Source organism: Methyloversatilis sp. (genome assembly GCF_030696805.1).
Lineage (GTDB): Bacteria > Pseudomonadota > Gammaproteobacteria > Burkholderiales > Rhodocyclaceae > Methyloversatilis.
On the sequence record NZ_JAUYRO010000026.1, the window covers coordinates 1 to 26,832 of the forward strand.

The 26,832-nt window shown below is 65.1% G+C and carries 25 protein-coding genes; 1 reads left to right on the forward strand and 24 read right to left on the reverse strand.

What is annotated here, in order from left to right; all coding sequences use genetic code 11:
* The 14 genes from Q8R75_RS03285 to Q8R75_RS03350 all read right to left on the reverse strand — a co-directional run.
* On the reverse strand, nucleotides 1-396 hold a 396-nt coding region (locus Q8R75_RS03285; RefSeq protein WP_305663506.1), incomplete at its 3' end, for a molybdenum cofactor biosynthesis protein MoaE.
* A gap of 13 nt (nucleotides 397-409) precedes the next feature.
* Complete coding sequence (gene moaD / locus Q8R75_RS03290; RefSeq protein ID WP_305612703.1) at nucleotides 410-673, reverse strand: molybdopterin converting factor subunit 1; 264 nt, start codon at nucleotides 671-673, stop codon at nucleotides 410-412.
* A gap of 3 nt (nucleotides 674-676) precedes the next feature.
* Nucleotides 677-1,894 (reverse strand): gephyrin-like molybdotransferase Glp, encoded by a 1,218-nt coding sequence (glp, locus tag Q8R75_RS03295; protein WP_305626110.1) that lies wholly within the window; start codon nucleotides 1,892-1,894, stop codon nucleotides 677-679.
* On the reverse strand, nucleotides 1,891-2,385 hold the full coding sequence (gene mobB / locus Q8R75_RS03300; protein ID WP_305613821.1) for a molybdopterin-guanine dinucleotide biosynthesis protein B: 495 nt from the start codon (nucleotides 2,383-2,385) through the stop codon (nucleotides 1,891-1,893). Before mobB ends, glp begins: the two co-directional genes overlap by 4 nt.
* Before the next feature lie 151 nt (nucleotides 2,386-2,536).
* On the reverse strand, nucleotides 2,537-3,235 hold the full coding sequence (locus tag Q8R75_RS03305) for an EF-hand domain-containing protein (RefSeq protein ID WP_305613822.1): 699 nt from the start codon (nucleotides 3,233-3,235) through the stop codon (nucleotides 2,537-2,539).
* A 312-nt stretch (nucleotides 3,236-3,547) separates the two neighbouring features.
* A complete protein-coding gene (locus Q8R75_RS03310; RefSeq protein WP_305626109.1) occupies nucleotides 3,548-4,855 on the reverse strand; it encodes an ATP-binding protein in 1,308 nt (435 codons plus the stop codon).
* Between the two features lie 2 nt (nucleotides 4,856-4,857).
* Nucleotides 4,858-5,559, reverse strand: coding sequence for a response regulator transcription factor (locus Q8R75_RS03315; protein ID WP_305613830.1), 702 nt, complete (start codon nucleotides 5,557-5,559; stop codon nucleotides 4,858-4,860).
* 248 nt (nucleotides 5,560-5,807) lie between these two features.
* Entirely contained in the window at nucleotides 5,808-6,602 is a 795-nt protein-coding gene (locus Q8R75_RS03320) for an ABC transporter ATP-binding protein (RefSeq protein WP_305613824.1), read from the reverse strand.
* A 21-nt stretch (nucleotides 6,603-6,623) separates the two neighbouring features.
* Nucleotides 6,624-7,547, reverse strand: a complete 924-nt coding sequence (gene ntrB, locus Q8R75_RS03325; protein WP_305613825.1) for a nitrate ABC transporter permease — start codon at nucleotides 7,545-7,547, stop codon at nucleotides 6,624-6,626.
* Between the two features lie 53 nt (nucleotides 7,548-7,600).
* Nucleotides 7,601-8,902: a CmpA/NrtA family ABC transporter substrate-binding protein gene (locus Q8R75_RS03330; RefSeq protein ID WP_305627236.1), complete on the reverse strand. Its 1,302-nt coding sequence runs from the start codon at nucleotides 8,900-8,902 to the stop codon at nucleotides 7,601-7,603.
* A gap of 369 nt (nucleotides 8,903-9,271) precedes the next feature.
* A complete protein-coding gene (locus tag Q8R75_RS03335) occupies nucleotides 9,272-9,853 on the reverse strand; it encodes an ANTAR domain-containing protein (protein ID WP_305613827.1) in 582 nt (193 codons plus the stop codon).
* Between the two features lie 103 nt (nucleotides 9,854-9,956).
* Nucleotides 9,957-11,123 (reverse strand): SpoIIE family protein phosphatase, encoded by a 1,167-nt coding sequence (locus Q8R75_RS03340; protein ID WP_305613828.1) that lies wholly within the window; start codon nucleotides 11,121-11,123, stop codon nucleotides 9,957-9,959.
* 5 nt (nucleotides 11,124-11,128) lie between these two features.
* Nucleotides 11,129-12,040 (reverse strand): response regulator, encoded by a 912-nt coding sequence (locus Q8R75_RS03345; protein WP_305627239.1) that lies wholly within the window; start codon nucleotides 12,038-12,040, stop codon nucleotides 11,129-11,131.
* A gap of 99 nt (nucleotides 12,041-12,139) precedes the next feature.
* On the reverse strand, nucleotides 12,140-12,511 hold the full coding sequence (locus Q8R75_RS03350; RefSeq protein WP_305612390.1) for a CbiX/SirB N-terminal domain-containing protein: 372 nt from the start codon (nucleotides 12,509-12,511) through the stop codon (nucleotides 12,140-12,142).
* 91 nt (nucleotides 12,512-12,602) lie between these two features.
* Here Q8R75_RS03350 and Q8R75_RS03355 point away from each other — a divergent pair, with 91 nt between their 5' ends.
* Entirely contained in the window at nucleotides 12,603-13,262 is a 660-nt protein-coding gene (locus tag Q8R75_RS03355) for a response regulator transcription factor (RefSeq protein WP_305627241.1), read from the forward strand.
* 27 nt (nucleotides 13,263-13,289) lie between these two features.
* Here the strand turns inward: Q8R75_RS03355 and Q8R75_RS03360 are convergent, their stop codons facing one another.
* The 10 genes from Q8R75_RS03360 to Q8R75_RS03405 all read right to left on the reverse strand — a co-directional run.
* Entirely contained in the window at nucleotides 13,290-15,236 is a 1,947-nt protein-coding gene (locus Q8R75_RS03360) for an ATP-binding protein (RefSeq protein WP_305627244.1), read from the reverse strand.
* A gap of 69 nt (nucleotides 15,237-15,305) precedes the next feature.
* Nucleotides 15,306-17,372: a TonB-dependent receptor gene (locus tag Q8R75_RS03365; protein WP_305627246.1), complete on the reverse strand. Its 2,067-nt coding sequence runs from the start codon at nucleotides 17,370-17,372 to the stop codon at nucleotides 15,306-15,308.
* 122 nt (nucleotides 17,373-17,494) lie between these two features.
* Nucleotides 17,495-18,145, reverse strand: a complete 651-nt coding sequence (locus Q8R75_RS03370; protein WP_305612396.1) for a lactate utilization protein C — start codon at nucleotides 18,143-18,145, stop codon at nucleotides 17,495-17,497.
* Nucleotides 18,142-19,557 (reverse strand): LutB/LldF family L-lactate oxidation iron-sulfur protein, encoded by a 1,416-nt coding sequence (locus tag Q8R75_RS03375; protein ID WP_305612398.1) that lies wholly within the window; start codon nucleotides 19,555-19,557, stop codon nucleotides 18,142-18,144. The genes Q8R75_RS03370 and Q8R75_RS03375 overlap by 4 nt, the downstream gene beginning before the upstream one ends.
* Nucleotides 19,558-19,564: 7 nt before the next feature.
* A complete protein-coding gene (locus Q8R75_RS03380) occupies nucleotides 19,565-20,326 on the reverse strand; it encodes a (Fe-S)-binding protein (protein ID WP_305612400.1) in 762 nt (253 codons plus the stop codon).
* Nucleotides 20,327-20,331: 5 nt separating this feature from the next.
* Nucleotides 20,332-21,324 carry a D-alanyl-D-alanine endopeptidase gene (pbpG, locus tag Q8R75_RS03385; protein ID WP_305627250.1) on the reverse strand — a complete coding sequence of 331 codons (993 nt, stop codon included), beginning with the start codon at nucleotides 21,322-21,324 and terminating at the stop codon, nucleotides 20,332-20,334.
* 123 nt (nucleotides 21,325-21,447) lie between these two features.
* Nucleotides 21,448-22,575, reverse strand: coding sequence for a patatin-like phospholipase family protein (locus Q8R75_RS03390; protein WP_305612408.1), 1,128 nt, complete (start codon nucleotides 22,573-22,575; stop codon nucleotides 21,448-21,450).
* 95 nt (nucleotides 22,576-22,670) lie between these two features.
* The gene (locus Q8R75_RS03395) at nucleotides 22,671-24,944 is read right to left on the reverse strand and encodes an NADP-dependent malic enzyme (RefSeq protein ID WP_305612404.1); all 2,274 of its coding nucleotides are present in this window, start codon (nucleotides 24,942-24,944) and stop codon (nucleotides 22,671-22,673) included.
* Between the two features lie 180 nt (nucleotides 24,945-25,124).
* Nucleotides 25,125-25,853: a transglycosylase SLT domain-containing protein gene (locus tag Q8R75_RS03400; RefSeq protein WP_305612406.1), complete on the reverse strand. Its 729-nt coding sequence runs from the start codon at nucleotides 25,851-25,853 to the stop codon at nucleotides 25,125-25,127.
* 69 nt (nucleotides 25,854-25,922) lie between these two features.
* Nucleotides 25,923-26,832 (reverse strand): hypothetical protein (locus Q8R75_RS03405; protein WP_305663507.1); only part of this gene is annotated, 910 nt, incomplete at its 5' end.

A 26,832-nucleotide genomic window follows, 5' to 3' on the forward strand; every position in this document is an offset into this window, starting at 1 on the left:
GCTGCCGTCGGGCGTGTCCTCGCGCTTCGAGATCGGCGCGCGCGTCTTCCGGTAGTCCATGATGAATTCGCAGGCGGCGACGGCTTCGCCGCGGTGGCTGCCAGCCACGATGACCAGCACGATGCGGTCGGCCGGTTGCAACAGGCCGACGCGATGGATCACGCGCACCGCGAGAATGTCCCAGCGCGACTTCGCCTCGACGACGATCTCTTCCAGCGCCGCCTCGGTCATGCCCGGATAGTGTTCGAGCGTCATCGCGTGCACGCCCGAACCCTCGTTCATGTCGCGCACCAGACCGGTGAAGGTGGCCACTGCGCCGACGTCGGTGCGGCCGGCCAGCAGCGCGTCGATTTCGGCGCCGATATCGAAATCGGCTTCGCGGACACTTACGCTCATGCCTGCCTCCCGCTCAGCCGCCGGTGACCGGCGGGAAGAAGGCGACCTCGTCGCCGTCTGCCACCGTCGCGGCCGGATCGACCATGCGCTGATTGATTGCCGCGCGCAGATTCTTCATCTGCGCCAGTTTGTCCCAGTCGCCGCCGCGGCCGGCGATCAGCGTCCGCACGCCGGCCAGCGTCGTACAGCCGTCCGGCAGTTCAACTGTTTCGCCCGGGGTGCCGAGCGCTTCGCGCAGCGCGGCGAAATACAGCACTTTGATGGTCTTGTGGGTCATGACTCAGTACAGCAGTGATTCGAAGGACAGGAAAGACACGGCATCGCCCCGGGCAATCGTCTGCCCGGCCGCGATGTCGGCCAGGCCATCGCCCCATACGGTCGAGGTCAGCACACCGGAGCTCTGGTTGTCGAACAGCGCCAGACCGCCGGCGGCGTTGCGGCGCACGCGCAGGAATTCGCGCCGGCGGTCGGCTTTCGGCCAGTCGAAATCGGCGCGCACCATGAAGGGCAGCGGCGTCACGTCAGGCACACCCATGCGGCGCAGGATGAACGGGCGCACCAGCAGCAGGAAGGTGACGAAGCTGGACACCGGATTGCCGGGCAGGCCGAGGAAGTCGGCGGTGCTGCCGTCAGAGCGCTTCACATGGCCGTGCGCCAGCGGCTTGCCCGGCTTCATCGCGATCTTCCAGCTGTCGAGCCCGCCTTCGGCTTCGAGTGCGGGCTTGATGTGGTCTTCCTCGCCGACGCCGACGCCGCCGCTGGTCAGGATGACATCGCAGGTCGCAGCCGCTTCGCGCAACGCGGCGCGCGTGGCATCGAGCCGGTCCGGCACGATGCCCAGATCGAGCACTTCGCAGCCCAGCGCCTCGCACAGCGCGCGCAGCAGGTAGCGGTTCGAGTTGTAGATGGCACCAGGCGGCAGCGGCTGGCCCGGCATGACCAGTTCGTCGCCGGTGGAAAACAGCGCAACACGCGGCCGGCGCACCACCGGCAGATCGGCCAACCCGACCGACGCCGCCAGGCCGACTTCCTGCGCCCGCAGCCGGGTACCGGCTGCCAGCACCGTGTCGCCGCTGCGGATGTCTTCGCCGGCGCGGCGTATCCAGGCGCCGGGCTTCGGCATCTCGTCGAAGCACACGCCGGCATCGGTGGTGTGCGTGGCTTCCTGCATCACGATGGCGTCGGCACCCGCGGGCACCGGCGCGCCGGTGAAGATGCGCGCACAGGTGCGCGGCGCCAGCGGCGCGCCGACATGGCCGGCCGGAATGCGCTGGCTGACCGGCAGGCAGTCGCCGACCGATTCGAGATCGGCCGCGCGCACCGCGTAGCCGTCCATGCTGCTGTTGTCGTGCGGCGGCACGGTGATGGCCGAACGCTGATCGGCGGCCAGCACACGGCCGGCCGCGAGGAAGGTGCTCACCGTTTCGGTGGCGCCGATCGGGCGCGCGGCGTCGAGCAGACGCGCGAGTGCCGCATCAAGCGTGAGCATTTCGTTCATCGGAACCCCTGGTGATTAAGGATGAAGCCGGCGATGGCTTCCACATCATTCAGGTCAAGCCGCGGCAGCGGAAGTTCCATCGGCACATCGGTCGCGACGGCGACCACATGCGGGTTGTCCGGATACATCAGCGGCCGGTCGTGCGACGGACGGTGAACTTCCAGTTTCGGAATGGGCGAGGCCTTGAAACCCTCGACCAGCAGGAGGTCACACGGCCCCATCGCCGCAATCTGCTCATCGAGCGACGGCTCGTCACGGCCACGCAGTTCGTGCATCAGCACCCAGCGGTTGTTGGAGGTCAGCAGCACTTCGGTGCAGCCGGCTTCGCGCAGGCGAAAGGAATCCTTGCCCGGGCGGTCGATGTCGAAACCTGCATGGGCGTGCTTGATCAGCGACACGCTCAGCCCCTCGAGCACGAAATGCGGGATGAGCTGTTCGATCAGCGTGGTCTTGCCGGAGCCGCTGTAGCCGGCAAATCCGAAAACTTTCATGGGCTGGGCGATGCACGGAAACCACGATTATCGCCCAAGGGGCGGCAGACGCGTGCGGCTGCCGCCTCCACCAGCCTGGTTTGCCGAAAACGGTACAGATCGCCGCAGCACTTCGCGTTTGCGGGCGAAGTGCTGCGAACGGCCAAGCGGATCAGGCGAGTGCCGAAAGCCCGGAGGAGGTCGATGCGGACACGCTGTCTGCGCTGTACTTCGACAGCATGTCGAGCACGCGCGCCAGCATGCGCTCGTCGCGCCCGGCTTCGCCCGATGCGACGGAGCGGCTGGCTGACGAGTCCTCGTCGGCCGATGCGGCTGACGCGCTCGCTTCGCGGAAGGCCATGGCCTCCTGGAAACTCACCTTGCCATCCTCATCGGTGTCAGCCTCATCGAAGGATTCGACCAGCGCGGCGAGATCACTGGCCTGCGCGCTGCCCGAGGCTTCGGCGTCCTCGGCGACCGCACCCAGTTCTTCAGCCGTCATGCCCTTGTCGCCACCACCGCCGGACGGCGGTGGTGGCGGACGGCTACCCATTGCCTGACCGACACGCGCCGCGGCGAAGCTGTCTTCGAACTGGTCGGTCACCTTCTGCAACAGGGTGGCCAATTCCTTTTCGGTCACCTTGCCGTCGCTGTCGCCATCCATCGTGTCGAACAGGCTTTTGGCCGACGCGCTGTCGCCGCTCGACCCGAGTGCTGCGGTCAGATCGTTGCTGTCGACATAGCCCTTGCCGGCGACATCCAGTTGCGCGTACACCTGCGCCGCCACCTCGGCCGCTTCCGGCCTCTTCCGCTGCGTGCCGACCGACTGCAAGGCCGACGCAGCGCTGCTGCCCACTACCGATATGCTCATTTTGCATGCTCCTTTACGCGTCACGGAATGGTTGCCCGGGTCGGACAACCTCTTTCCATGTGGCAAGTTATCGGCCAGCAAGGCGTGTCATATCGGGCGGAATGGGTAAATGCGCGTCAAGACGCGTAAAGATCTGCGCCACGCCCGCGCGGCTTTCCTTACACTCGGCCGCCGAAAGATATGTCCGGATCATCGACCGGCAACAAGCGCCGGTGCGTGGCGCCACGGACCGGACCGGACGATGCTGGTCAGCGAGCGCCGGTGACGCCTGGCGGCAAGTGCTGCCGCCCTGCCGGTGTGTAAAGACGACATTCAGGAGCGAGGCAGACGGATGTCGATCTGCAGACCGCCTTCCGGCGGGGTTGAGGCGCGGATATCGCCCCCGTGGACCTCGATGGCGCGGCGCGCGATGGACAGGCCCAGACCCGTTCCGTGCCCGGCATCGCCACCACTGCGTGCGCCGCGGAAGAACGGCTCGAAGATGCGCCCGAGTTCGTCGTCGGCCACCCCGCACCCCCGGTCGCGGATGACCATGCGCACGCAAGCGCCGTCGCTGTGCATACCGACCTGCACGCGGCTGCCATCCGGCGAATACTTGACTGCGTTGCGCAGCACATTGTCGAGCGCTCGACGCAGCAGCACCGGATGGACAGCCAGCGACAGCGGCTCGGCGGCGAGATCGACCTGCACACCACGCGCGGCGGCCTCGAAGCGCGCGTCGTCGACGATGTCGCGCAGCAGCGCATCGAGCGCCAGCATCTGTGCCGGTGCGTGGCCCGCATCGTGTTCGAGACGCGACAGGTCGAGCAGCTCGCTCACCATTACGTCGAGCCGGGCCGCTTCGAGTTCGACCCGGTCAAACATTGCGTCGCCGCGCGTCGGGTCCTGCCGCGCCAGTCCGATGGCCGCGCTCATGCGCGCCAGCGGCGAACGCAGTTCGTGCGACACGTCGTGCAGCAGCCTGCGTTGTGCATCGAGCAGTCGCTGGATGCGCGCCGCCATGCGATCAAAGCCGCATCCGAGATCAGCGATCTCGTCGCGCCGGGTACCGATCAGCGGCCCCACGCGTGCATCGAGATTGCCTTGTGCCAGCGCTTCGAAGGCGCGATGCAGATGACGAACCGGTCGCGACAGATACCAGGCGAGCACCGCACTGAACGCCAGCGCACCCAGCAGCGCGGTGACGACTTCGAGCAAGGGCGGCGGTGGCAGCCGCATGCCGGCCCCTCTCGACCCCGCGGGCGGCGGGGGTCGCAGCGCACCGCGTTCGGGTTCGATCACGCGCCAGTCCGCACCGTCGATCAGGACGACGCGTGCGCCTTCGAGCTGCACAGGCAAGACGGCGCGGCCGAGCAGTTCCTGGCCATCCGGCCCGACGACGAGCGGCGCCGGTGCGCGCTTCATGCGCCAGGCCTCGAGCACCGGACGCACTGCCGCGACGCCGGACGATTGCATGACCGATACCAGGGTGTCGACCATGAACATCTGCGGCGGCTGCGAACCGGCGAAAGGTGCCCGGTCACGCGGGTACAGCAGCGACAGCACGAAGGCAACGAGCAGACCCGATACGGTCAGCGCAGCGAGAAAGGCGATGAACAGCTTCCAGAAAAGACGTCCCACGGCTATTCGCGAATCAGCTGGTAGCCGACCCCGCGCACCGTCTGGATCAAGGTGCGCTCGCCCGCCACCTGTGCAAGCTTCTGGCGGATGGCACTGACATGGACATCGACGTTGCGGTCGAACAGCCCCATGGACCGCCCCAGCGCCAGTTGCGACAGATCGTTCTTCGTCACGACGCTGCCGGCATGGCGGGCCAACACTTCGAGCAGGTTGTATTCGGAACTGGTCAGCGCCAGCGGCGTGCTGCCGTAGGCTGCCTGGCGCCGTTGTGGCCAGACAGCGAGCGCGCCGACGGTGATGGCATCGTCGGTCAAGGCCTGGATGCGTGCCGCCGATGTACGGCGCAGGATGGCGCGCAGCCTTGCCACCAGCTCGCGCGGCGTGCAGGGTTTCTGCACGTAGTCGTCGGCACCGAGTTCGAGCGACAGCACGCAATCGACATCGTCGCCGCGCGCAGTGAGCATCAACACCGGTACGCCGGAGAAGGCGCGCAGACGACGCAGGACTTCCATTCCGGAAACGCGCGGCATCATCACGTCGAGCACCACGATGTCGGCGCCGGCGTCGCGCAATTGCGCCAGACCGCTTTCGCCGTCGAACGCGCGCTCGACCGCAAAGCCTTCGTGACCGATGTACTCGCCAAGCATCGCGCTCAGTTCACGGTCGTCGTCGACCAGAAGAACCCTGCCTGCCTCCGCCGCCATCAGTTCGCCCCACGGTCTTTCACGGACGGCGATGATAGCGGGCGCGAGAGGATGCGTGCGGGGGAAGTTGGGCATCGCTGCGCTCACCCCAACCTACGGACACCGCGCGCCGTTGTTGGTTGGGGTGAGCGAGAGGCGATGCCCGCACCCGCACCCGCCCACCGTTGTTGGTTGGGGTGAGCGAGAGGCGATGCCCGCACCCGCCCCGTAGGTTGGGGTGAGCGCAGAGATGCCCAACACGCACCGCGTCAGGCGGCCTTCTTCACCTGCTTCTGATACAGGAACTCCAGCAGCGCGGCGCGGCACTCGACGAAGTCGTGGTCGTGCGCGAGCTTCAGCCGGTCGCGCGGGCGAGCCAGCTTCACGTCGAGGATTTCGCCGATGGTGGCGGCCGGGCCATTGGTCATCATGACGATGCGGTCCGACAACAGCACCGCCTCGTCGACGTCGTGCGTCACCATGACGACCGTGGCGCCGGTCTTTTCCATCACGCCATTGAGCTCGTCCTGCAGGCTGGCGCGGGTCAGTGCATCAAGCGCGCCGAATGGTTCGTCCATCAGCAGGATTTTCGGCTCCATCGCAAAGGCACGCGCGATGCCGACGCGCTGCTTCATGCCACCCGAGATTTCATGCGGCAGCTTGTCCAGCGCGTGGTCCATGTGCACCATTTCGAGCGCCGCTTCGGCACGCGCCTTTAGCTTGCCCTTGCCTTCCTTCTTGCCGAACACGCGTTCGACCGCCAGCAGCACGTTCTCGCGGCAGGTCAGCCAGGGCAGCAGCGAATGATTCTGGAACACCACGGCCCGCTCCGGACCCGGACCGGCGATTTCGCGGCCATCGCAGAACAGGTTGCCGGCGGTCGGCAGCGTGAGCCCGGCGATCAGGTTCAGCAACGTCGACTTGCCGCAGCCGGAATGGCCGATCAGCGTGACGAATTCACCTTCGGCAATGGTGAGGTCGATGTCGCGCAGCGCGACGAACTTGCCCTTCTTGGTGTCGAAGGACATGCCGGCGTTTTCCACCTTGACGATGACTTTGCTCATGGGATTCTCCTGGGGTCGGGATCAGCTGTTGCCGTACGAGAAGCGGCGGGCGAGCAGCAGCAGGAACTGTTCGAGCAGCAGACCGACGATGCCGATGACGAAGATGGCGATGATGATGTGCTCGACCTTCAGGTTGTTCCATTCGTCCCACACCCAAAAGCCGATGCCCACGCCGCCGGTCAGCATTTCGGCCGCGACGATGACCAGCCATGCGGTGCCGATGGACAGGCGGATGCCGGTCAGCATGTAGGGCAGCACCGACGGGAACAGGATCTTGGTGACGATCTTCCACTCGCTCAGATCGAGCACGCGGGCCACGTTCATGTAGTCCTGCGGCACGCGCTGCACGCCGACGGCGGTGTTGATGATCATCGGCCAGATCGAACAGATGAAGATGGTCCAGGTGGCGGCCGGGTCGGCCTGCTTGAACACCAGCAGGCCGATCGGCAGCCAGGCCAGCGGGCTGACCGGGCGCAGCAGCGAAATGATCGGATCGAGCATCGCGTTCATGAAGGCGAAGCGGCCGATGATGAAGCCCAGCGGTATGCCGACCAATGCCGCGAAGCCGAAGCCGATACCGACACGCTGCAGCGACGACAGCACGTTCCAGCCGATGCCCAGATCATTGGGCCCGTTGTTGTAGAACGGGTCGGCAAACAGCACCTTGGCTGCTTCCCACACCGGCAGCGGCCCGGGGATGCTGCCACCGGTGCCGGCCAGCAGCGCCCACACGGCGATCAGCAGCACCATGCCGGCGATCGGCGGAAACACCGCCTTGAAAATGCTCAACAGGATTTCTGACACCGGTGTGCGCGGCTCGCGCGGCGCTGCCGCAACGACAGGTGGCGCAGCCGGCACGGCTTCGTTTGCGGCGCGTACCGACGTGGCGGCGGAACCGGCAGTCATCGAGACGACCTTGTCACTGGCAATGATTGCTGCACTCATGAATGACTCCTTTCAGTACCGGAGGGCGCGGGCCGAAACCCGCGCCCGAACCATCACGCGGCGTTGACCTTGAAGCTGCCTGCATACTTTTGCGGCTCCTTGCCGTCCCAGGTGACACCGTCGATCAGCTTGTGCGATCGCATGTCGCTTTTCGGCAGCGGTGCGCCGGCGGCTGTCGCGGCCTGCTTGTAGATGTCAATGCGATTGATCGCCTTGGCGACCGCCAGATAGTCCGGGTCGCTTTTCAACAGGCCCCAGCGCTTGTGCTGGGTCAGGAACCACATGCCGTCCGACAGGTAGGGGAAATTCACCGCGCCGTCGTTGAAGAATTTCATCGCGTTCTTGTCGTCCCAGCTCTTGCCCAGGCCGTTCGAATAGCGACCCAGCATGCGTTCCAGGATGACATCCATGTCGGTGTTGATGTACGACTTGGTTGCCACGACTTCGGCCGTCCTGCGGCGGTTCGCCAGCGAGGCGTCGATCCATTTGCCTGCTTCGAGGACGGCGGCTGTCATGGCGCGCGCGGTGTTCGGATACTTGCTGACCCAGTCGGCGGTGGTGCCGAGCACCTTTTCCGGGTGATCGGTCCAGATGTCCTGCGTGGTCACGGCAGTGAAGCCGATCTTGTCGATGATGGCGCGGTTGTTCCACGGCTCGCCGACGCAGAAGCCGTCCATGTTGCCGACGCGCATGTTGGCGACCATCTGCGGCGGCGGCACGGTGATGACCTTGACGTCCTTCATCGGGTTGATGTCGTGCGCCGCCAGCCAGTAGTAAAGCCACATCGCGTGCGTGCCGGTCGGGAAGGTCTGCGCGAACGTGTAGTCGCCCGGCTTGCTGGCGAGCAGCTTCTTCAGGCTGGTGCCGTCGGTGACGCCCTGATCCTTCAGTTTGTTGGCGAGCGTGATGGCCTGGCCGTTGTTGTTCAGGCTCATCAGCACGGCCATGTCCTTCTTCGGACCGCCGATGCCCAGATGCACGCCATATACGAGGCCGTACAGCACGTGCGCTGCATCGAGCTCGCCGTTGACCAGCTTGTCGCGCACCGCCGCCCACGATGCTTCCTTGGACGGGATGATCTTGATGCCGTACTTCTCGTCGAACTTCTCGACCGCCGCCATCACGACGCTCGAACAGTCGGTCAGCGGAATGAAGCCGATGCGCACTTCCTTCTTCTCGGGTGCGTCCGAGCCGGCAGCCCACGCTCCCGAACGGACGCCGGGCGGCACCATGCTCATGAGCGCTGCTCCTGCGCCCAGTGCGACGCCCTGCCTGAGGAAGCTGCGGCGCGTGTCTGCCGTTTCGATGATGCCTGGGGCCTGCGCGCTGTCTGCCTGTTTCGGATGGTCAGCCATCGTGTTCTCCGTGGGTTCATGTTTCGGTTCCAGAATGAAAAAGGGGCGTGCATCCGCAGCGGTGAAAGCCGAGCCGGATGGACGCCCCTGTCCCTGTCGGAGGCTTTCGAGCCTCGCTGGCCGCAACGTCGTTGTTGCGCCTTGAACAATGCTTAGCATGCAGCGTGCCAGTGGGCGGCTGTGCAACCACCGGGCTGTTTTCCAAGGGTTTTCAGCGCAACCGTCCGGCCGCGTTCACCGGGCGGCACCATCGGGTTGCACTTGTGCGGTGCAACAGCCCCACGCCGCGCACCACGACGAACAGCGGAGATCGGCGACGACGCCGGTAACAGACGGAACAGCAAGCCGGCGGATGCGACCGGCGCAGGGTCAGCCGAGCAGGCGGGCGGTCGCAAGCAGGTCTTCGGACACGGCGGCAATGGTCTTGCCGCGTTCCATCGCCAGCTTGCGCAGCGTGTGGTACGCGGCGTCTTCGTCAATGCCGCGCAGCTTCATCAGCACGCCCTTGGCGCGGTCGATCGTGATGCGGTCGGACAGCTTCTGCCGCGCCTCGTCGCGTGCGCGCCGCAGTTCCTGATGTTCCTCGAACTGCGCCAGGGCCACATCGATGATGGGCTTGATGCGCTTGGCTTCCAGCCCGTCGACCACATAGGCCGACACGCCGGCCTTCATGGCGCGACGGATGGTCTTGCTGTCGGATTCGTTGGCGAACACGATGACCGGACGCGGCTTTTCGCGGTCCATCGCGGCCATGTGTTCCAGCGTGTCGCGCGAAGGCGAATCGGTCTGGATCAGGATGACATCGGGTTTGAGTTCTTCGACCCTGAGGTGCAGGTCGTAGGCGCTCGACAGCACGGCCGCCACCTGATAGCCGGCGCAGGCGAGCCCGGCGCAGATTTCGGCAGCTCGCTTGCGCGATTCATCGACCACCAGAACATTGAGGACAGCCATTGCGCGACGATCGGAAGTCATTGTGCGCAGGCGCATGCAATCGCTGTGCCACCGCAGCACCCTCCGGCGCGCAACCACGGTGGCACGCCGTCATCGGCACAGTTCAGTCCAGATCGATCACCAGCAGCGAAACATCGTCGTGCGCCGATGCCCCGTCGAGATGCACGTCGAGTGCCCTGCGCACCGCATCGTGGCGGTGCGCGGGCGGGTTGTCGCCCAGCAGTCGTTCGAGCCGCGCGCTGCCGAACGCGTCGCCCGATGGCGCGTGGGCTTCGAGCAGACCGTCGGAGCACAGCACGAGCTGGTCGCCCGGTGTCCAGCGGAAATGGCGCGGTGGCACATTGAGTGGGTCATCGGCGTCGATGCCCAGCGGCAGATTGGCCGAAGCGAAGCGTTCACGGACCGCGCCGCTTCGATCCAGCCACAGCACCTCCGGCGTTCCGCCGACCCACAGCTCGCCAAAACCCTCATCCAGCCTGACCATGCTGGCCGCGACAAAGCGGCCGATCGGCAGCGAGGACATCAGGTGACGATTGATTTCGCCGGCCATCAGACCGAGCGAAAGGTTCTTCGCCGCCATGCCGAAAAAGACCTGCAGCACCGGCAGCACACTGATCGCCGCCGCCAGCCCGTGGCCCGTGGCATCGGCCAGCAGCGCATACAGCGCACCGGACGGCGCGCGCGACACGGCAACGATGTCGCCGGAGAACTGGGTCGTGGGGGTTACCGAATAGCGCACCCGCGGATCGCTGACCGCTTTGCCCTGCACCTGACGTTCGATGACGCCGCGTGCGAACTCGATCTCCGCTTCCTGTTCGGCGCGGTAGTTGTTCATGTCTGCCTGCAGCGCCAGCTGACGCGCGCAGGCCGACAGCTTGGCGGCGAGAATCGCCCGCCGGATCGGCTTGCTCAGGTAGTCATCAGCACCCGCCTCCAGGCCGGCAATCATGTCGTCGTCGTCGGAACGCGCCGACAGCAGAAGGATGGGCAGCCAGATGCCGGCACACAGGCGACGCAGTTCGCGCGTGGCCTCCAGGCCGTCCATGCCGGGCATGACGACATCCATCAGCACGATATCGGGGCGCGCGCTGCGAAAGGCCTGCAGCGCAGCGGCGCCGTCCGATGCTTCGATGCAGCGATAGCCGAGTCGGCGCACCAGCGCGCTGACGGTCGCGCGGCCGATCAGGGTGTCGTCAACCACCAGCACGGTCATCTGTCGCACCGGCTGCTGGCCGACCGACAGCGTCATATCTTCTGGATTGGCTTGCATGGGGCTCATTGCACGTCGACCGCTGCGCTGACCACATTGCCGGAGCCGATGTAGTCGAGTCGCGTGAAGGAGAGCTGGCGCGCCATCGCGATGCCGCGGCCATTCGGATCGAAGGCGCGCTCCGGATCGAAGTCGAGGTAGCGCGTGTAGTCGAAACCCCGACCTTCATCACTGACCGTGAAGCGCACTTCCGTTGCCGACCGTTCGACCGTCAGGCGCGCCCGCTTGCCCGCGTTCTGCGGCAGCTGCAGCTGCAGCCGGCGTTCGACCTCCTCCTGCCAGCGGTCTTCCATGCGCAGGCGCGATTTTTCGGCATACGTGATGCCCAGATTGCCGTGCTCGACCGCGTTGATCAGCAGCTCGCTCAAGCCCATCACGATGTTTTCCGGCTGCGGCGCAGCCAGCGACGCCAGCGTCGACAGCTCGGTCGCCTGCTGCAGCGTGGCAAATTCGAACTCGGCACGGGTGAGCGCGCACATCGCGCGGCGCATGTCGTCGACCTGCAGCTGGATTTCGCGCGTGCGGCGCACTTCGTCGAGCGCCGACTTGATGATGGCGAGCAGCGCATCCGGCTCGTACGGTTTGGTGAGGTAGTAGCGCGCACCGGCTTCAAGACCTTCGCGTACCTGGTCCGGTGTGGCGGCGGCCGTCTGCATGATGACCGGCAGGCCCCTGAGACGCGGCGTGCGCTGCACGCGGCGCAGCACCTCCATGCCGTCGAGGCGCGGCATCATGCGGTCCAGCACGAGCAGATCGAATTCTCGCTCGACATCTTCGAGCAACGCCCATGCTTCGACACCGTCGTGAGCCATGGTCAGCTCGAATCCGGGTGCGTCCAGATATTCCCGGATGATTTCCAGGTTGAAGGGTTCATCGTCGACGACGAGTATCCGTACTTTCGCTGACACACTGGGCATGCAAGGCTCCGGAAGTCTGCGGCCGGAATCCCGTCAAACCTGATGGCACCCGACCTCTGGCAGTGCTAACGGCTTGCTGCGCCGAGTCTTGAACCCCGTTCAGCCGGTCAGGGCAGCCAGAGCCACTTCGGCCATCACCTGCTGCACCCGCGCGTCTTCGCCCACCGCCGTGGCCAGTTCGATAGTCAGCGATGGATGGCGCAAGCGTGCTGCCTCGACCTGAGCCGGCAGGTCGCGCCGCACATGCCCGCTCTGTGCGATGAACATCGGCACCACGGCGATGCGTGTCACGCCCTGCGCGACCAGCCGGTCGCAGGCCTGATCGAGCGTGGGTTCGAGAAATTCGAGGAAGGCAAGTTCGACGCGCGGCGCCGACGGCGCGCCGGCCAGACGCGCCGCCACCTCGCGCAGCGGGCGCGCCCATTCCGGATCGCGCGAGCCGTGTCCAAACAGTATCAAGCCGTGATTCAAGGTTAATCCCTTTCCATTTATATGCTTACGATCAAGCACCGGTGATGTGCCGCGGGTACACTCGCGCCATCTCATTGCGGCGGGACTGTGCATGCAGGTCATGATCATCGAAGACCAGCCCCTGGTTGTGGAAGGGCTGCGCAGCGTACTGACAGGCATGGACAGCGAGCCGGACATCCGGTGCGCATTGCTTGCTTCCCGCGCATTGTCCATGCTGCGCAGCGGTTTGCGGCCCGATCTGGTGCTGCTGGACCTCAATCTGCCGGACGCCGGGGGAACCTCGCTGCTGACCGAACTGCGGCAGGAGTTTCCGGACGTACCGGTGGTGGTGATTTCGGCCCAGGACGACCGCGACACCATCACGCGTGCCATCGACCAGGGCGCGATGGGATTCATTTCCAAAAGCTCCAATACGGCGATACTGGTCAGCGCGCTGCAGCTCGTGATGAAGGGCGGCATCTATTTGCCGCAGCAGGTACTCGACAGCCACGGCGGCGACCACCTGCCGCAGGCGCATATCCAGGACCTGGCAGACATCGGCATGACGCCGCGCCAGATCGAAGTGCTGACGCTGATGATCGAAGGTATGCCGAACAAGCTCATCTGCCGCGAACTGGGCATTTCCGACGGCACCTGCAAGACACATATTTCAGCCATCCTGCGCCTGCTCGACGTCCGCAACCGCACGCAGGCGATATTCGCCCTGTCGAAAATGGGCGTGAAGCTGCCGCGCCGTCCGGCCAGGGATTGAACCCGACAGCGCCCTGCACGCGGCCGGTCAGGAGCCGGTATCTTCAGCCGCGTCCAGCATGCCGCCGATCACTGCATCGAGCACGACCGGGCGCACCGGTTTGGCGACCAGCGGGATGCCATGCCCTTCCAGTTCGATTTCGAGCTCGCGCGTGGCGGCGAGTCCGGTCATCACCAGCGCCGGAATGTCGTTGCCCAGCTCGCGCCGCAGCGTGAGCACGGCATTCAGGCCGTCGAGCCCCTCGCCCAACTGGTAATCGCTGATGATGAAGGCCGGTGCGCCGGCCTGCCTGAGCTGACGCAGCACGAAATCGGGCGAGGTGCCGGCAATCACATCAATGCCGACCGAACTGAGCAAGGACTGCAGCGACTGCAGCACTGCGGCATCGTCATCGATCAGCGCCACCCGGCATCCGGCAAGCCGCGCCAACCCATGCAGTGGCTCGGCCGCCGGTGCCTGCACCAGGGCGCGCACACGCGGCAGCGAGACGCTGAAGGTTGAACCGCGGCCGGGGCGCGAGCGCACCTTCACTTCATGCCCGAGCAAGGCACACAGCCGCTTCACGATGGTCAGCCCCAGTCCCATGCCGCGCCCGCCTGCGCCCGGGTCGGCGCCGGGCAGGCGCACGAATTCCTCGAACACGTCGTCGATGCGGTCGGCCGGAATGCCCTGACCGCTATCGCGCACCTCGATGCGCAGGCGCCCGTCATCGAGCATGCGCACACCGGCGAATACCGTGCCGCGCGCGGTGTAGCGCAGCGCATTCGACACCAGATTGGCCAGCACGCGTTCGAGCAGCAGCGGGTCGGAACGGCACCACGCCCGCGTCGGATGCAGCTCGAAGCGCAAACCTTTCTCCGCGGCCTGCGCTTCGAAGGTGACGCGCAGGCTGTCGAACACGCGGATGAGCGGAAAGTCGGTCAGCCGCGGCTGGGTGGCACCCGATTCCAGCCGCGCCACATCGAGCAGCACGTCGCGCATGTTTTCCAGCTTCAGCGACGAACGTTCGAGCCGCGACAGCAGGCCTGCGCTTTCGTCGTCGCGCAGCCGCAACTTCAGCGTGCGGATGTCCAGCCCCATGGCCATCAGGGGCTGGCTGAGGTCATGCAGCAGCGCATCGACGAACTGCGTCTTGGCGCGGCTGGCCTGCTCGGCCACCTCCTTTTGCTGCTGCAGCTGGGCGGTGGCGTCATGTACCCGCTCCTCCAGCCCGGCGCGCGCCGTTTGCAAAGAGACCGCCATGCGGTTGATGCCGTCTTCGAGCACTTGCAGGATGCCGCGCGCGCTGGTGCGCGCACGCACCGAAAAATCGCCTTTCTCGATCCGTTGCACGGTTTCGGCCAGCGCACGCACCGGTGCGGTGACGCCGTCGGACAGAAAGCGGGCAAACAGACCGGCCAGCAGCAGGCCACCGGCGGTGATCAGCACGGCGCTGGTGATCAGTTCGCGCCGCGCCTGCGCGCTGCCGAAACGCGACACCTGAACCACCACGGTCCCGAGACGCAACGGCCCCGATGGCACCAGTTGATCGTCGAACAGCAGATCCGATGGCCCCTGGGCCGAAAACACCGGCGCGGCGAACTGGTGGAAGCGTTCGCTGCTCTGCAGAAGCGCGGTCCGGGCGAGACCGTGAGTGCTGTCTAAAGGCGGATCACTGACCTGCCCTGCGCGCGCCAGAACGAGCTGGTCGCGGTCGACGATCAGTACACCATCGACGCCGCGCTCGCGCATCATCGAATCGGCCAGCGACTGCAGGATGTCGAGATTGCCGACGAACAGGCCGTATTCGGAGGCGGGCGCGAGGCTGCCGGTCAGCAGCGCAGCGCGGTCGATCAACGACTGTTCGATGTCGTCGATGCGCGTACTGGTGAAATGGATGGCCAGTGCGAGCGCAATGGCCACCGAGGGCAGCAGGGCGGCGACCAGAACCCGGCTGCGAAAGCCGAGCCGACCGAGTCCGAAACGACTCCGCACCCTGATATCTCCCCGACAATGGTCGCCTGTTATATGGCGGTCATGATAAGGGATAGCGACTTCAGGGCCTTAGAACCAGCTCGCACGCAGCGTCAGCATGGTCTGACGTGCCACGCGATTGAACGGTACGCGCCCGCGGTTATCGTTGAAGGTTTCGTAACCCGGACCAATATCGGTGAATGACAATGCGGCCTCCCAGACCGCATCCTCGGTGCGGAACTTCTTCGCTATGCGAGCATCGATCGACTGATAGGCATCAATTCTCTCGCTGCCGTTGAGGACTTGCGCTGCGTTCACGCCAAACAGGGTTGCCGACACCGACCAATCTCGTGGCAGTAGCTCAAACCAGGTGAGCGACCAACTGGAAGTCGGGACGGTGGTAGAGAAACATGTTTGACCAGGATCACACGACGGTTGCTCGGTGATGCGCGGCAACGCGTGCGCCCACCAGATTTCCCGCGTGTCGTTACGGTATCGATACTGATACTCGATGCCGGAAATGCGCACTCCGGCCATTTCCGTATAGGTACGACCATCGAGCGGAAATGCCGGATCGGAAAACTCCGTCTCGGAAATAAGGTGATTGAAGCGCTCGTAAAAGGCTCGTACGTCGAGCGTCGAACGACCGAACTGCCCAACATAGCCGAATTCTGCTGAATCGAGTCGTTCCGGCTGCAGGCTCGGGTTGCCCACGTAGGTGCGCTGAATCCGCCCGCCAGGCAGTGGCAACCGGGTGTCCACAAAGCGCGAATCGCCGCGCGCCTCGATCAAGGCGGGCTGACGGAAAGCCCGACTGACGCCCGCCTTCAGGGCGTGCTGTGGCGACACATGCAGCGTGGCAAAGAATCGAGGCGAGGCCTGCGGGCTATGCCCCTGGAAGCGCTCTATCATATTGCCGAAGTTGAGTGTCCACATCGGATTGGGGCTCCACTCTGCATTCAGCGACACGCGAAACAAGCCTTGCGACTCGCGTCCGGTCAGCGAAAACATACGCCCGGACTTGAGCTCGTCACGGCGCAACTCCACGCCCCACGCGATCCGCCAATCGGCCAAGGGTACAAACTGGTGCTGGAAATCGAGATTCTGCCGGGTCGCGATACGGTTGTAGTCGATCGGAACGGGTGCGAGAACGCCGACCGGCAGCCCGAAGAATGGCCCTGCTTCACCAAACCACTCCTCACGACCGCGATCCTCATTGTGATAAATACCGACCGACCACTCGTTGTCGGACGCGATGAGACGGCGGAAACGCAGATGTGCGAACCAGTTTTCGGTGCTCACATCGCGAAAGCCGTTGCTGTTGTCTCGGTTTCCGGAAACGCCAAACGGGTACCCGACACCACGCGAGCCTGAACTCTGTCCGGCCATCAGATTGAACTCGTCCGAACCATCGAGTACGAGATCAGCCCTAAGTGTTGATGCGTTCAGCCGTGAATCGTCGTTTCGTTGCTCGAAACCATCATCACCCATGGTCCGGGCATTGATGGCAATGCTCAGCGGACCAAAGCTGCGGCGCACCCGCGCTGACACATCGGAGATGTTGCGATTGCCGAGCGTCGTCGAAACCGAGGCCGCCGGTCCCTCATAGCTTGAGCGGGTGACGATATTGACAACGCCCGCCACTGCATTCGATCCGTAGGTCGCGGCATTGGAACCCCGGATGACCTCGACCCGCTCGATCTCATCCATTGTCAGCGGCAGCGCGTCCCAGTCAACATAGCCATACAGGTAAGGCGAATAGACGGAACGGCCATCGATCAGCACCTGCATGCGGTTCGGATTCAGCGAACCCAGGCCGTGATAGAAAACCGCCGGTGAGTGCCCGGTGTCGCTCATCACATTCATGCCGGGCACCAGGCGCAGCACCTGGGTCAGACGGCGATAGCCGAGACGTTCGATGTCCTCGCGCGTGATCAGCGTGACCGCCCCCGGTGCATCGTCGATGCGCTGCGGCATGCGGGTCATCGACAACACAACCGGCAGGTCATCGAGGTGCGGCGCTTCCGGCTGCCCGGCTGCCGCAGCAGGCTGCGCGATCAGGACGACGCCGCAGGCCACTGGCGCGACCAGCCTGCGCAGGCAGAAACGCCTCAATTGCGTGCGCTCCGCTGCGCCGGACGGGGCTTGCACTGGCATCGGAGGCGATTCGGAAGACTCACTTCAGGAAGACTCCGGTTGACCACCACGACCTCGCCGGGTGGCAAAAAGCAGCGATTATCCGTCAAAGCGCCCATTCGGCGCATGCCCGGCGGCGCCGGTCACCCCACGATCAGCAGATGCACCCGGTACGGTCCGTGCGCGCCGAGCACGATGGTCTGTTCGATGTCGGCCGTTCGCGACGGCCCGGACACGAAGTTGACAGCACGCGGCCAGCGTTCGAATGCATCCCGCGCGACGGCAAATGCGGCTTCCATGTCGGCCACGATGTGTTCGCGCTGCACCACGGCGATATGCGTCTCCGGCAACAGGCTGTTGACCGCTGGCGACTGCGCACCGGAACACAGCATCAGTGTGCCGGTCTCGGCGATGGCACGAAAGCAGCCGGTGACGCCGACCGGATCGTCACCGCCCGCCGCACCAATGCGCGCGTCGAGGCCGCTGGCCGCCCAGTCCAGCCCGGCCAGCGCGGGGGACACGACGACCTGACGGCCCAGCCCCTGCCCGGTCAGCCAGTGAGCGCAGCGCGCAGGCACATCGGCCGGCGCGGCACATTCATCCACGGTGGAAATCAGCGCTTTGGCCCGCTCGATGAAGCGCGCCGCCAGATCGCCGTCGTACGACGGTCGCGGCCCGGCCTGCGAGGCGGCGATCACCTGCTCGACACGCGCGTGCGCCGCCGGGGCGCCGGCCGGCTCGCGGCCGATGCGCTGGCGCAGCCGCCCGAGGATGTCGTCGCGCGCGCTGCTCATCGCCCTGCCCTGCGACGCGCCGCATACTGGTCGCGGAAGCTCTGCGCGGCCGGGGCCGGAAAGTCGCGCTCGGCGGTCCAGCCCGGGGCGACGCCCATGGCCTGGATGCGGTCACGACCGTCGGCCAGCCAGCGCAGATAGCGCACGGCAAGGCGCACGCCGCGGGCATACAGCTTCGGGCGCTGCGCGACCCAGGCCCACAGGCGCATCGACAGCCGCTCGCTCCACGGCCGCAGGCCGGCGTCGACCTGCTTCTCGCGCAGCTTGCGCATCAGGTCGGGCAGCGGAATCGACACCGGACACACCACGCCGCACTGGTTGCACAATGTGGCCGCCTGCGGCAGATCCTTCGCCTTCTCGAGCCCCTGATAGAGCGGCGTCAGCACCGACCCCATCGGCCCGGGATAGACCCAGCCGTAAGAATGACCGCCGATGGTCTGATACACCGGACAGTGGTTCATGCAGGCGCCGCAGCGTATGCAGCGCAGCATGGGTTCGAAATCGCCGCCGATCAGGTCGGCCCGCCCGCCATCGACCAGCACGAAATACATGTGCGCCGGCCCGTCGGCGTCACCCTCGTGCTTCGGCCCGGTCAGCAGCGACACATAGTTGGAGATCGCCTGCCCGGTGGCCGAGCGCGGCAGGATGCGCAGCAACGTCGCCAGGTCATCCAGCGTCGGAATCACCTTTTCGATGCCGGTCAGCGCGACATGCACGCGCGGCATCGTGGTGCACATCCGGCCGTTGCCTTCGTTGGTGACGATGGCGACCGACCCGGTTTCGGCGATCAGGAAGTTGCCGCCCGAAATGCCCATTTCGGCGCCCAGGAATTCCGGCCGAAGCTTTTCGCGCGCCTCGCGCGTGAGTTCGACGATGTCGGTCTTCGCCGCCGTGCCATGCACGCGTGCGAACAGTTCGGACACCTGCTCCTTCGACTTGTGGATCACCGGCATGATGATGTGCGACGGTGGTTCGTTGTCGTTGATCTGCAGGATGTATTCGCCCAGGTCGGTCTCCACCGGACGGATGCCGGCGGCTTCGAGTGCGGCGTTCAGCCCGGCCTCTTCCGACACCATGGACTTGGCCTTGACGACGGTTTTCACGTCGTGCCGGCGCGCAATGTCGATCACCAGCCGGCAGGCCTCGTCGCCGTCGCGCGCCCACAGCACGGTCGCACCGCGGCGCGTGGCTTGGGCCTCGAACCGTTCCAGCCAGACGTCGAGATCGCGCAGCACCGACGCCCGGATTTCGGTGGCGCGCTCGCGCACCGCATCGAAGTCGTCCAGACTCGACAGCGACGCCAGCCGCGCCGCGGCGTTGCGGCCGCGCGTGCGCTGCAGGTTGCGCTGCAGTTCGGTGTCGTCGAGCCGCTGGCGCACGCGCGACACGAAATGCATGGAGCGGATTTCCATCGCCGCCTCAGTCCGGGTCGAGCCGGCCGGCCAGCAGCTCGGCGATGTGGATCACCTGCGTGTCCTCGTCACCGATCCGGCGCAGTCGTCCTTCGATATTCATCATGCAGCCAAGATCGCCCAGCGCCACAGTGCTGGCGCCGGAGGCGCGGATGTTGTCGCACTTGCGCTGCGCGATGGCGCCGGAAATATCCGGGTACTTGACCGAAAACAGTCCGCCGAAGCCGCAGCACTCCTCGCACTCGTTCAGTGGCCGCTGCTCGACGCCGGGCATGCGGTCGAGCAGCGCGCGCGGCTGGCGCTTGACGCCCAGTTCACGCAGCCCGGCACAGCTGTCGTGATAGGTGACGGCACCGACGAAGTCGCCCGGCACTTCGGTCACGCCCGCGACGTCAGCCAGGAACTGCGTCAGTTCGAAGGTCTTTGCGGCGAGCGCCTCGGCGCGCGTGCGCCAGGCATCGTCGTCATTGAACAGGTGGGGGTAGTGCGTACGGATCATGCCGGCACAGGAGCCGGATGGCGCGACGATGCAGGGGAAACGTTCGAACTCGGCAATCAGCTTCTGCGCCAGTTCGCGCGCACTGCGCGCGTCGCCCGAGTTGTGTCCGGGCTGTCCGCAACAGGTCTGGGTGTCGGGTACGACCGGCGTGTACCCGGCCGCCTCGACCAATTTCAGCGCCGCGAACGCGATCGACGGGCGCATCAGATCCACCAGGCAGGTGACGAACAGGCCGACTTCGCCACGGCTGCCGGGAGGCGGCTTACTCATGACTTTCAGCCCGCGCCGGCACCTTGAAGCGCCAGGTGCTCGACCCAGCGGCGGATGCGGTTGGCGTCACCGATGCGGGTCAGTCGCCCCCATGAGTCAAGCAGCACGATGACCACCGGCTTCTGGTTCAGCCAGGCCTGCATGACCAGACACTTGCCGGCTTCGTTGGTGAAACCGGTTTTCTGCAGTGCGATTTCCCAGTCGGAACTCGATACCAGCGCATTGGTATTGTTGAAGTGCAGCGTCTTGCCCTTGACCGCGAACGACCCGTCGCGTGTGGTCGAGAACTCGCGGATCAGCGGGTAGGTCGACGATGCAGCGACCATCTTGGCCAAATCACGCGCCGACGACACGTTGTGCGGGTCGAGGCCGGTACTGTCAAAGAAGCGGGTATCGGCCAGCCCCAGTTCGATCGCCTTCTTGTTCATGGCGGCAATGAACGCACGCTGACCGCCCGGGTAGTGGCGCGACAACGCAGACGAGGCGCGGTTTTCCGACGACATCAGCGCCAGATGCAGCATTTCCTCTCGCGTCAGGCGCGTGCCGATGAGCAGGCGCGAGCGCGTATTCTTGAGCTGGTCGATATCCTCTTCCGACACGACGAGTACCTCGTCGAGCGCAGGGCGCGCGTCCAGCGCGACCATCGCCGTCATCAGCTTGGTGATGGAGGCGATCGGCACCACGGCGTCCGAATTGCGTTCGAACAGCACTTCGCCCGATATCTGGTCCTGCACCAGCACGGACGCGGATTTGACGTTCGGCAGGCCGAGCGCGTCGAAATCGGGCTCGTGGGGTGCGCGCGGCGCTGCAGCGAGCGACTTGCGGGAGGATTTCTTGATGCTGGCCTGTTTGATGCGCTTCGACTGGGCGGCCTTGGCGACCTTTTTCTTCGAGGAGGACTGTGCGGCAGAGGTTTTGCCGGCGGCTTCGGAGGGCGGTGCGACGCCCAGACCCAGCGCGACTGCGGTACAGCTGACCATCAGGTATTTCAGAAGCATGCGTGGGACCCCTGGTGGCGATTCGATTGAGTAAAGAGTCTACCCGTCGAAGGCAATTTTTCAAACGAAAATAAGGCCATGGAAAGCATTCTTATGGCGGTTTCACGATTGTGACGAAAGTATTCACGGCGCAATCTCCGCCGGCTTGAGTCCGAGAAAGCTCACCACGTCTTCTGCGCGCGCCATCGTATCGCGATAGCCAAGGTCGATCAGCGCCCGGGTGTAAGGTTTTTCGAACAGCAGATAGCTGGCCAGGCCACCCCCTGCACGCTTGGTGCCGCCGATGCCGCCCAGCAGCGTGCGGATGCCGAACGGCAGGGCATCGACGTGGCGCGCCGCGATGTCATCCAGTCGCTCCGACGGCGCAATCACCAGGGTTTCGATCGGTCGCAGCGGCAGGCCCATTTCGGCCATCACATGGTCCGGTACGCGACCGAGAATGTCATTCACGCGCTGCAGCTGTTCGATATCGATCATCAGCTGATCGAGGAAGATGCTGGCCAGCGCATGGCCAGCCACCTGGGCCAGCGAGGGGTAGATGTCGCCCCGGCGACGCTGGTCCTTTTCGTTCATGCGGCTGACGCCGATGATGAAGATGCGTTCGGCGCCCAGATGCACCGCCGGACTGATCGGTGCGAGCTGGCGCATCGAGCCGTCACCGAAGTATTCGCGATTGATCTTGGTGGCGGGAAAGATGAAAGGCAAGGCGCTCGACGCCAGAAGGTGTTCGACCTTCAGCGGTGTGCGCGAAGCGGCACGCTGCATGCGCTTCCACGGCTCGATGTCCTCGCCGCCTTCGAAAAAGGCCACGCTGTCTCCCGAGGTGTAGCCCGAAGCGGTGACCGACAGTGCGTACAGGGCACCCCGGTCGATGGCCCGCTGGATGCGGCTGAAGTCCAGCCTTTCAGTCAGCAGCTCGCGCAGGGGCGTGTTGTCGAGCAGCGACTTCGGGTAGCGATCGACCGCCCAGCCGAACATGAGCGCCATCAGCCAGCGCGCACCGGTGCGCGCAAGCCCGATGTTGTCCGCGCGATAGACCTGTCCGGCATGGAAATTCCGCCAGATATAGAGCAGGTTGTCGACCGCGTCGCCGAAGTCCTCGCTGTAGACACCGAGCGATACGGCGTTGATGGCGCCGGCTGACGTGCCGCACAGGATGGGGAACGGATTGATGCGCGTATCGGGCAGCAGATCACGCACCGCCGACAGCACACCGACCTGGTAGGCGGCGCGCGCGCCACCCCCGGACAACACCAGCGCCGTCCTCGCTTGCTGCACCAAGCCTCCCCTTCTGGCCGCATGCCGGTGCGAGCCGGCATGCGTGCGTCAGTGCACTGCGCGGGTCTTCAGCGTATGTGCCCCGCCTCGACCACGGTCAGTGCTGTCATGTTCACGATGCGCCGCACGGTGGCGGTCGGCGTGAGGATGTGCACCGGACGTTTGGCACCGAGCAGTATCGGGCCGATCGTCATGCCCTCGCCGGCTGCGGTTTTCAACAGGTTGTACGAAATGTTCGCCGCATCCAGCGTCGGGAAGATAAGCAGATTCGCTTCGTCCCGCAATCTGGAATTGGGAAAGATGCGGGTGCGGATGTCGATGTCGAGCGCCGCGTCGCCATGCATTTCGCCTTCGACTTCGAGGTGCGGGTGGTCGGCATGCAGCATTTCCAGCGCCCGGCGCATCTTGTCGGCCGTCGGCGTGTTGTCGGAACCGAAGTTGGAGTGCGACAGCAACGCGATCTTCGGCTCGATGCCGAAGCGACGTGCCTCCTCGGCGGCCAGCACGGTCATCTCGACCACCTGTGCGGCGGATGGATCGTAATTGACATAGGTGTCGCACAGCATGACGGTGCGCCCCGGCAGATTCAGCAGATTCATCGTGTAGAAGCTGCTCAGGCCGTCCTTGAGACCCAGCACGTTGCGCACGAACTGCAGATGGCGCGTGAAGTGGCCGAAGGTGCCGCAGATCAGTCCATCAGCGTAGCCCAGCCGGGTCAGCAGCGCGCCGATCAGCGTGGTACGGCGGCGCGCTTCGAGCTTGGCGTAATCAACCGAGATGCCTTTGCGCTCGGTCAGGCTGTGGTACAGCGTCCACAATTCCTTGTAGCGCGGGTCGTTGTCCGGCGTGACCAGTTCGAAATCAACTTCCGGCCGCAGCCGCAGGCCAAGCTTCTGGATGCGCGACAGTACGACCTCGCGGCGGCCGATCAGGATCGGTCGCGCCATGCCTTCGTCGACCACGTTGCGCACCGCGCTCAGCACGCGTTCATCTTCGCCTTCGGCGTAGATGATGCGTTTCGGGTTGCGCTTGGCTTCGGCAAATACCGGCTTCATGACGAGGCCCGAAATCCAGACCAGATTGTTCAGCTGCTGGCGATAGGCTTCGAAGTCTTCGATCGGGCGCGTCGCCACGCCGGAATCCATCGCGGCCTGCGCCACGGCCGGAGCGATCTTCACGATGAGGCGCGGGTCGAACGGCTTCGGGATCAGGTATTCCGGCCCGAACGACAGCGGCTGCTCGCCGTAGGCGGCGCGTACGATTTCGCTCTGTTCGACCTGCGCCAGTTCGGCGATGGCCAGCACCGCAGCCAGCTTCATTTCTTCGGTAATCGTGGTCGCGCCGACGTCGAGCGCACCGCGGAAGATGAAGGGGAAGCACAGCACGTTGTTGACCTGGTTCGGATAGTCCGAACGTCCGGTCGCGATCACCGCATCACTGCGTACCGACTTCACTTCTTCCGGCAGGATTTCCGGCGTAGGGTTGGCCAGCGCGAAAATCAGCGGGCGCGGACCCATGCGCATCACCATGTCGGCCTTCAGCACGCCGCCTGCCGACAGGCCCAGAAACACGTCGGCGTCGCCGATCACGTCGCCCAGCGCGCGCGCGTCGGTCACCTTGGCGTAGCGCGCCTTCAGCGGCTCCATGTCTTCCTTGCGACCTTCGTACACCACGCCCTTGATGTCGGTCACCCAGATGTTCTCGACCGGCATGCCGAGCAGCACCAGCAGGTCGAGGCAGGCCAGTGCGGCCGCGCCGGCCCCCGAAGTCACCAGTTTGACTTCGCGGATGTCCTTGCCGACTGCCTTCAGGCCGTTGAGTATCGCTGCACCGACCACGATGGCGGTGCCGTGCTGGTCGTCGTGGAAGACCGGAATCTTCATCCGCTCGCGCAGCTTGCGCTCGATATAGAAGCACTCCGGCGCCTTGATGTCTTCGAGGTTGATGCCGCCGAAGGTCGGTTCCATGCTGGCGATGATGTCGACCAGCTTGTCCGGGTCGCGCTCGTCAAGCTCGATGTCGAACACATCGATGTTGGCAAACTTCTTGAACAGCACCGCCTTGCCTTCCATCACCGGCTTGGCGGCGAGCGGACCGATCGGGCCGAGCCCGAGAACCGCCGTGCCGTTGGTGATGACACCGATCAGGTTGCCGCGCGCCGTGAGCGAACTCACCTCAAGCGGGTTGGCGACGATCTCCTCGCACGCGGCGGCAACGCCCGGGGAATAGGCAAGCGAAAGGTCTTGCTGGTTGGTCAGCGCCTTGGTCGGCACGACGGAAATCTTGCCCGGACCGGGCTTGCGGTGGTAGTCCAGCGCGGCAGCGCGAATATGTTCGTCCATGATGAACAGCTAATCCTCCGATCGAGTGATACGACACGGCGGCCACAACTCTCCTGATGGGAGAGCATGGTGCAGTGCGAAAACTCTGGATTTTAGCTGTTCGGCGCGCGGCGCGGGCTGTGGTTTACCGCTGTCTGTCGCTTATCGAACATCGGGCTTGCGCCCGGGCAGGTGCGCGCCTCAGATGGCGGCCTGCGCCGTCTGCATCGGCGGCGCGAACAGACCCTGCAAACGGCGGTACTCGTTCAGTACCTTGTTCGAATACACCAGATCCGGATCCTCGATCGATCCGACATAGCGCTGCAGGCCGCCTTCGACCGATCCCGCCGAGCGGATGTACTCGCGCAGCACCTGTGCGCCGACATGGATGCTGATGCGCGGTTCGAGCAGCGTTGCTTCGGGGCCGTGCAACGCGAGCTTCTCCGGGTGGAAGCGCGGGATGACCTGGGTCAGGCCCTGCGCGCCCCACACGCTTTCCGCCGTCGGGTTGAATGCCGACTCGACGGATATCAGCGCCACCAGCAGCAGCGGATCGATGCGGTACTGCGTGGCGGCGGAATAGATATGCGGAATATATTGCTCGACCGCGGCACGGGCCACGCGATGGCGGCGTGACACCTGGTCGATCAGCGCCTTCTGCTGTGCAGACAGCTTCTGCCCGGACGCCGGTGCCTCGTCGCGCGTCATGATGAAGTCGAGCGGTGACGGCGCATTTCCGCTGGCCGGTTCGATCGCATTGATCAGCGAAAACTCGGGCAGCGACGGCATGATCTGCGGCGTCAGGCCTGCTTCCGATACCCGCAGACCGATGAATACGCTGACCATTACACCGACTGCCAGCAAACCGCCATGGGCGAAGTGAACGACGATGGCGATAACGCCCTTGAAAACCGGATACAGCTTGTTCATGCAGCACTCCTTTCGAACGTCCGCGTGCCACCTCGCAAAAGGTTGCTACGGATGTCTGAGGGATCCTTGTCAGGGATCGTTGCCATGACGCGCCGTGAGCACGCGTGCAGGGGCTTTTCGATCGCATGATTCGCGGCATGGGGATATGCCGGAACATCTGGACAGCCTGATCAGCGCAGGGCGCTGTCGGACCACGTTGAAACAGCGGATGACGTTGTCGTGGTGGACACTCATCCGGAGGGGCGACCAAGCAACCCGGCAGCGATAGTGCTGATTCAGCGGAGTTTCGTCAAGTGAAGCTTCGTTAAACGAAATGTCGGCAGGCGCCGACGCATGACGGTTGTGCAGGAGAAAAAGACAGGAAAACGGGCAAAAAATCGTGGAGGCACGAAGGCCTCCACGCGAGCAGAAATCACTCAGGACGGACGCGAGCCCGTCGGGAATGGCCATGCAGCAGCCGGATTCAACGACGACTTGATACCCGGTGTGGCAGCAGTCGACGGCGTGGCAGCAGCGGGTGCAGCCGGTGCAGGCGCCGGGTCGGACGACTTCGAAACGACCTTGGTCGCAGCGGGTGCGGCCACCTTCTTCGCAGCGGGCTTCGTTGCCGGCTTGGCCGCAGCCTTCGCCGGTGCAGCCTTCTTCGCTGCCGGCTTCGCGGCGGGCTTGGCCGCAGCCTTTGCCGGTGCGGCCTTCTTCGCTGCCGGCTTTGCCGCCGGCTTGGCGACAGCCTTCGCGGGTGCGGCTTTCTTCGCTGCGGGCTTCGCTGCCGGTTTGGCCACAGCCTTCACCGGGGCAGCCTTCTTCGCTGCGGGCTTCGCTGCCGGCTTGGCCACAGCCTTCGCCGGGGCAGCCTTCTTCGCTGCGGGCTTCGCTGCCGGCTTGGCCACAGCCTTCGCCGGCGCAGCCTTCTTCGCAGCGGGCTTCGCAGCCGGCTTCGCTGCCGGCTTGGTCGCAGCCTTTGCCGGTGCAGCCTTCT

What these genes read in the sequence shown, in the direction of transcription:
- glp (WP_305626110.1), bottom strand. Translation starts at nt 1,894, where the DNA reads ATGAACGAAATGCTCACGCTTGATGCGGCACTCGCGCGTCTGCTCGAC.
- Q8R75_RS03395 (WP_305612404.1), bottom strand. Translation starts at nt 24,944, where the DNA reads ATGGACGAACATATTCGCGCTGCCGCGCTGGACTACCACCGCAAGCCC.
- Q8R75_RS03330 (WP_305627236.1), bottom strand. Translation starts at nt 8,902, where the DNA reads ATGGCTGACCATCCGAAACAGGCAGACAGCGCGCAGGCCCCAGGCATC.
- Q8R75_RS03345 (WP_305627239.1), bottom strand. Translation starts at nt 12,040, where the DNA reads ATGCCCAGTGTGTCAGCGAAAGTACGGATACTCGTCGTCGACGATGAA.
- Q8R75_RS03340 (WP_305613828.1), bottom strand. Translation starts at nt 11,123, where the DNA reads ATGCAAGCCAATCCAGAAGATATGACGCTGTCGGTCGGCCAGCAGCCG.
- Q8R75_RS03355 (WP_305627241.1), top strand. Translation starts at nt 12,603, where the DNA reads ATGCAGGTCATGATCATCGAAGACCAGCCCCTGGTTGTGGAAGGGCTG.
- mobB (WP_305613821.1), bottom strand. Translation starts at nt 2,385, where the DNA reads ATGAAAGTTTTCGGATTTGCCGGCTACAGCGGCTCCGGCAAGACCACG.
- Q8R75_RS03320 (WP_305613824.1), bottom strand. Translation starts at nt 6,602, where the DNA reads ATGAGCAAAGTCATCGTCAAGGTGGAAAACGCCGGCATGTCCTTCGAC.
- Q8R75_RS03365 (WP_305627246.1), bottom strand. Translation starts at nt 17,372, where the DNA reads ATGCCAGTGCAAGCCCCGTCCGGCGCAGCGGAGCGCACGCAATTGAGG.
- Q8R75_RS03380 (WP_305612400.1), bottom strand. Translation starts at nt 20,326, where the DNA reads ATGAGTAAGCCGCCTCCCGGCAGCCGTGGCGAAGTCGGCCTGTTCGTC.
- ntrB (WP_305613825.1), bottom strand. Translation starts at nt 7,547, where the DNA reads ATGAGTGCAGCAATCATTGCCAGTGACAAGGTCGTCTCGATGACTGCC.
- Q8R75_RS03400 (WP_305612406.1), bottom strand. Translation starts at nt 25,853, where the DNA reads ATGAACAAGCTGTATCCGGTTTTCAAGGGCGTTATCGCCATCGTCGTT.
- moaD (WP_305612703.1), bottom strand. Translation starts at nt 673, where the DNA reads ATGACCCACAAGACCATCAAAGTGCTGTATTTCGCCGCGCTGCGCGAA.
- Q8R75_RS03305 (WP_305613822.1), bottom strand. Translation starts at nt 3,235, where the DNA reads ATGAGCATATCGGTAGTGGGCAGCAGCGCTGCGTCGGCCTTGCAGTCG.
- Q8R75_RS03370 (WP_305612396.1), bottom strand. Translation starts at nt 18,145, where the DNA reads ATGAGCAGCGCGCGCGACGACATCCTCGGGCGGCTGCGCCAGCGCATC.
- Q8R75_RS03315 (WP_305613830.1), bottom strand. Translation starts at nt 5,559, where the DNA reads ATGGCGGCGGAGGCAGGCAGGGTTCTTCTGGTCGACGACGACCGTGAA.
- pbpG (WP_305627250.1), bottom strand. Translation starts at nt 21,324, where the DNA reads ATGCTTCTGAAATACCTGATGGTCAGCTGTACCGCAGTCGCGCTGGGT.
- Q8R75_RS03335 (WP_305613827.1), bottom strand. Translation starts at nt 9,853, where the DNA reads ATGGCTGTCCTCAATGTTCTGGTGGTCGATGAATCGCGCAAGCGAGCT.
- Q8R75_RS03375 (WP_305612398.1), bottom strand. Translation starts at nt 19,557, where the DNA reads ATGGAAATCCGCTCCATGCATTTCGTGTCGCGCGTGCGCCAGCGGCTC.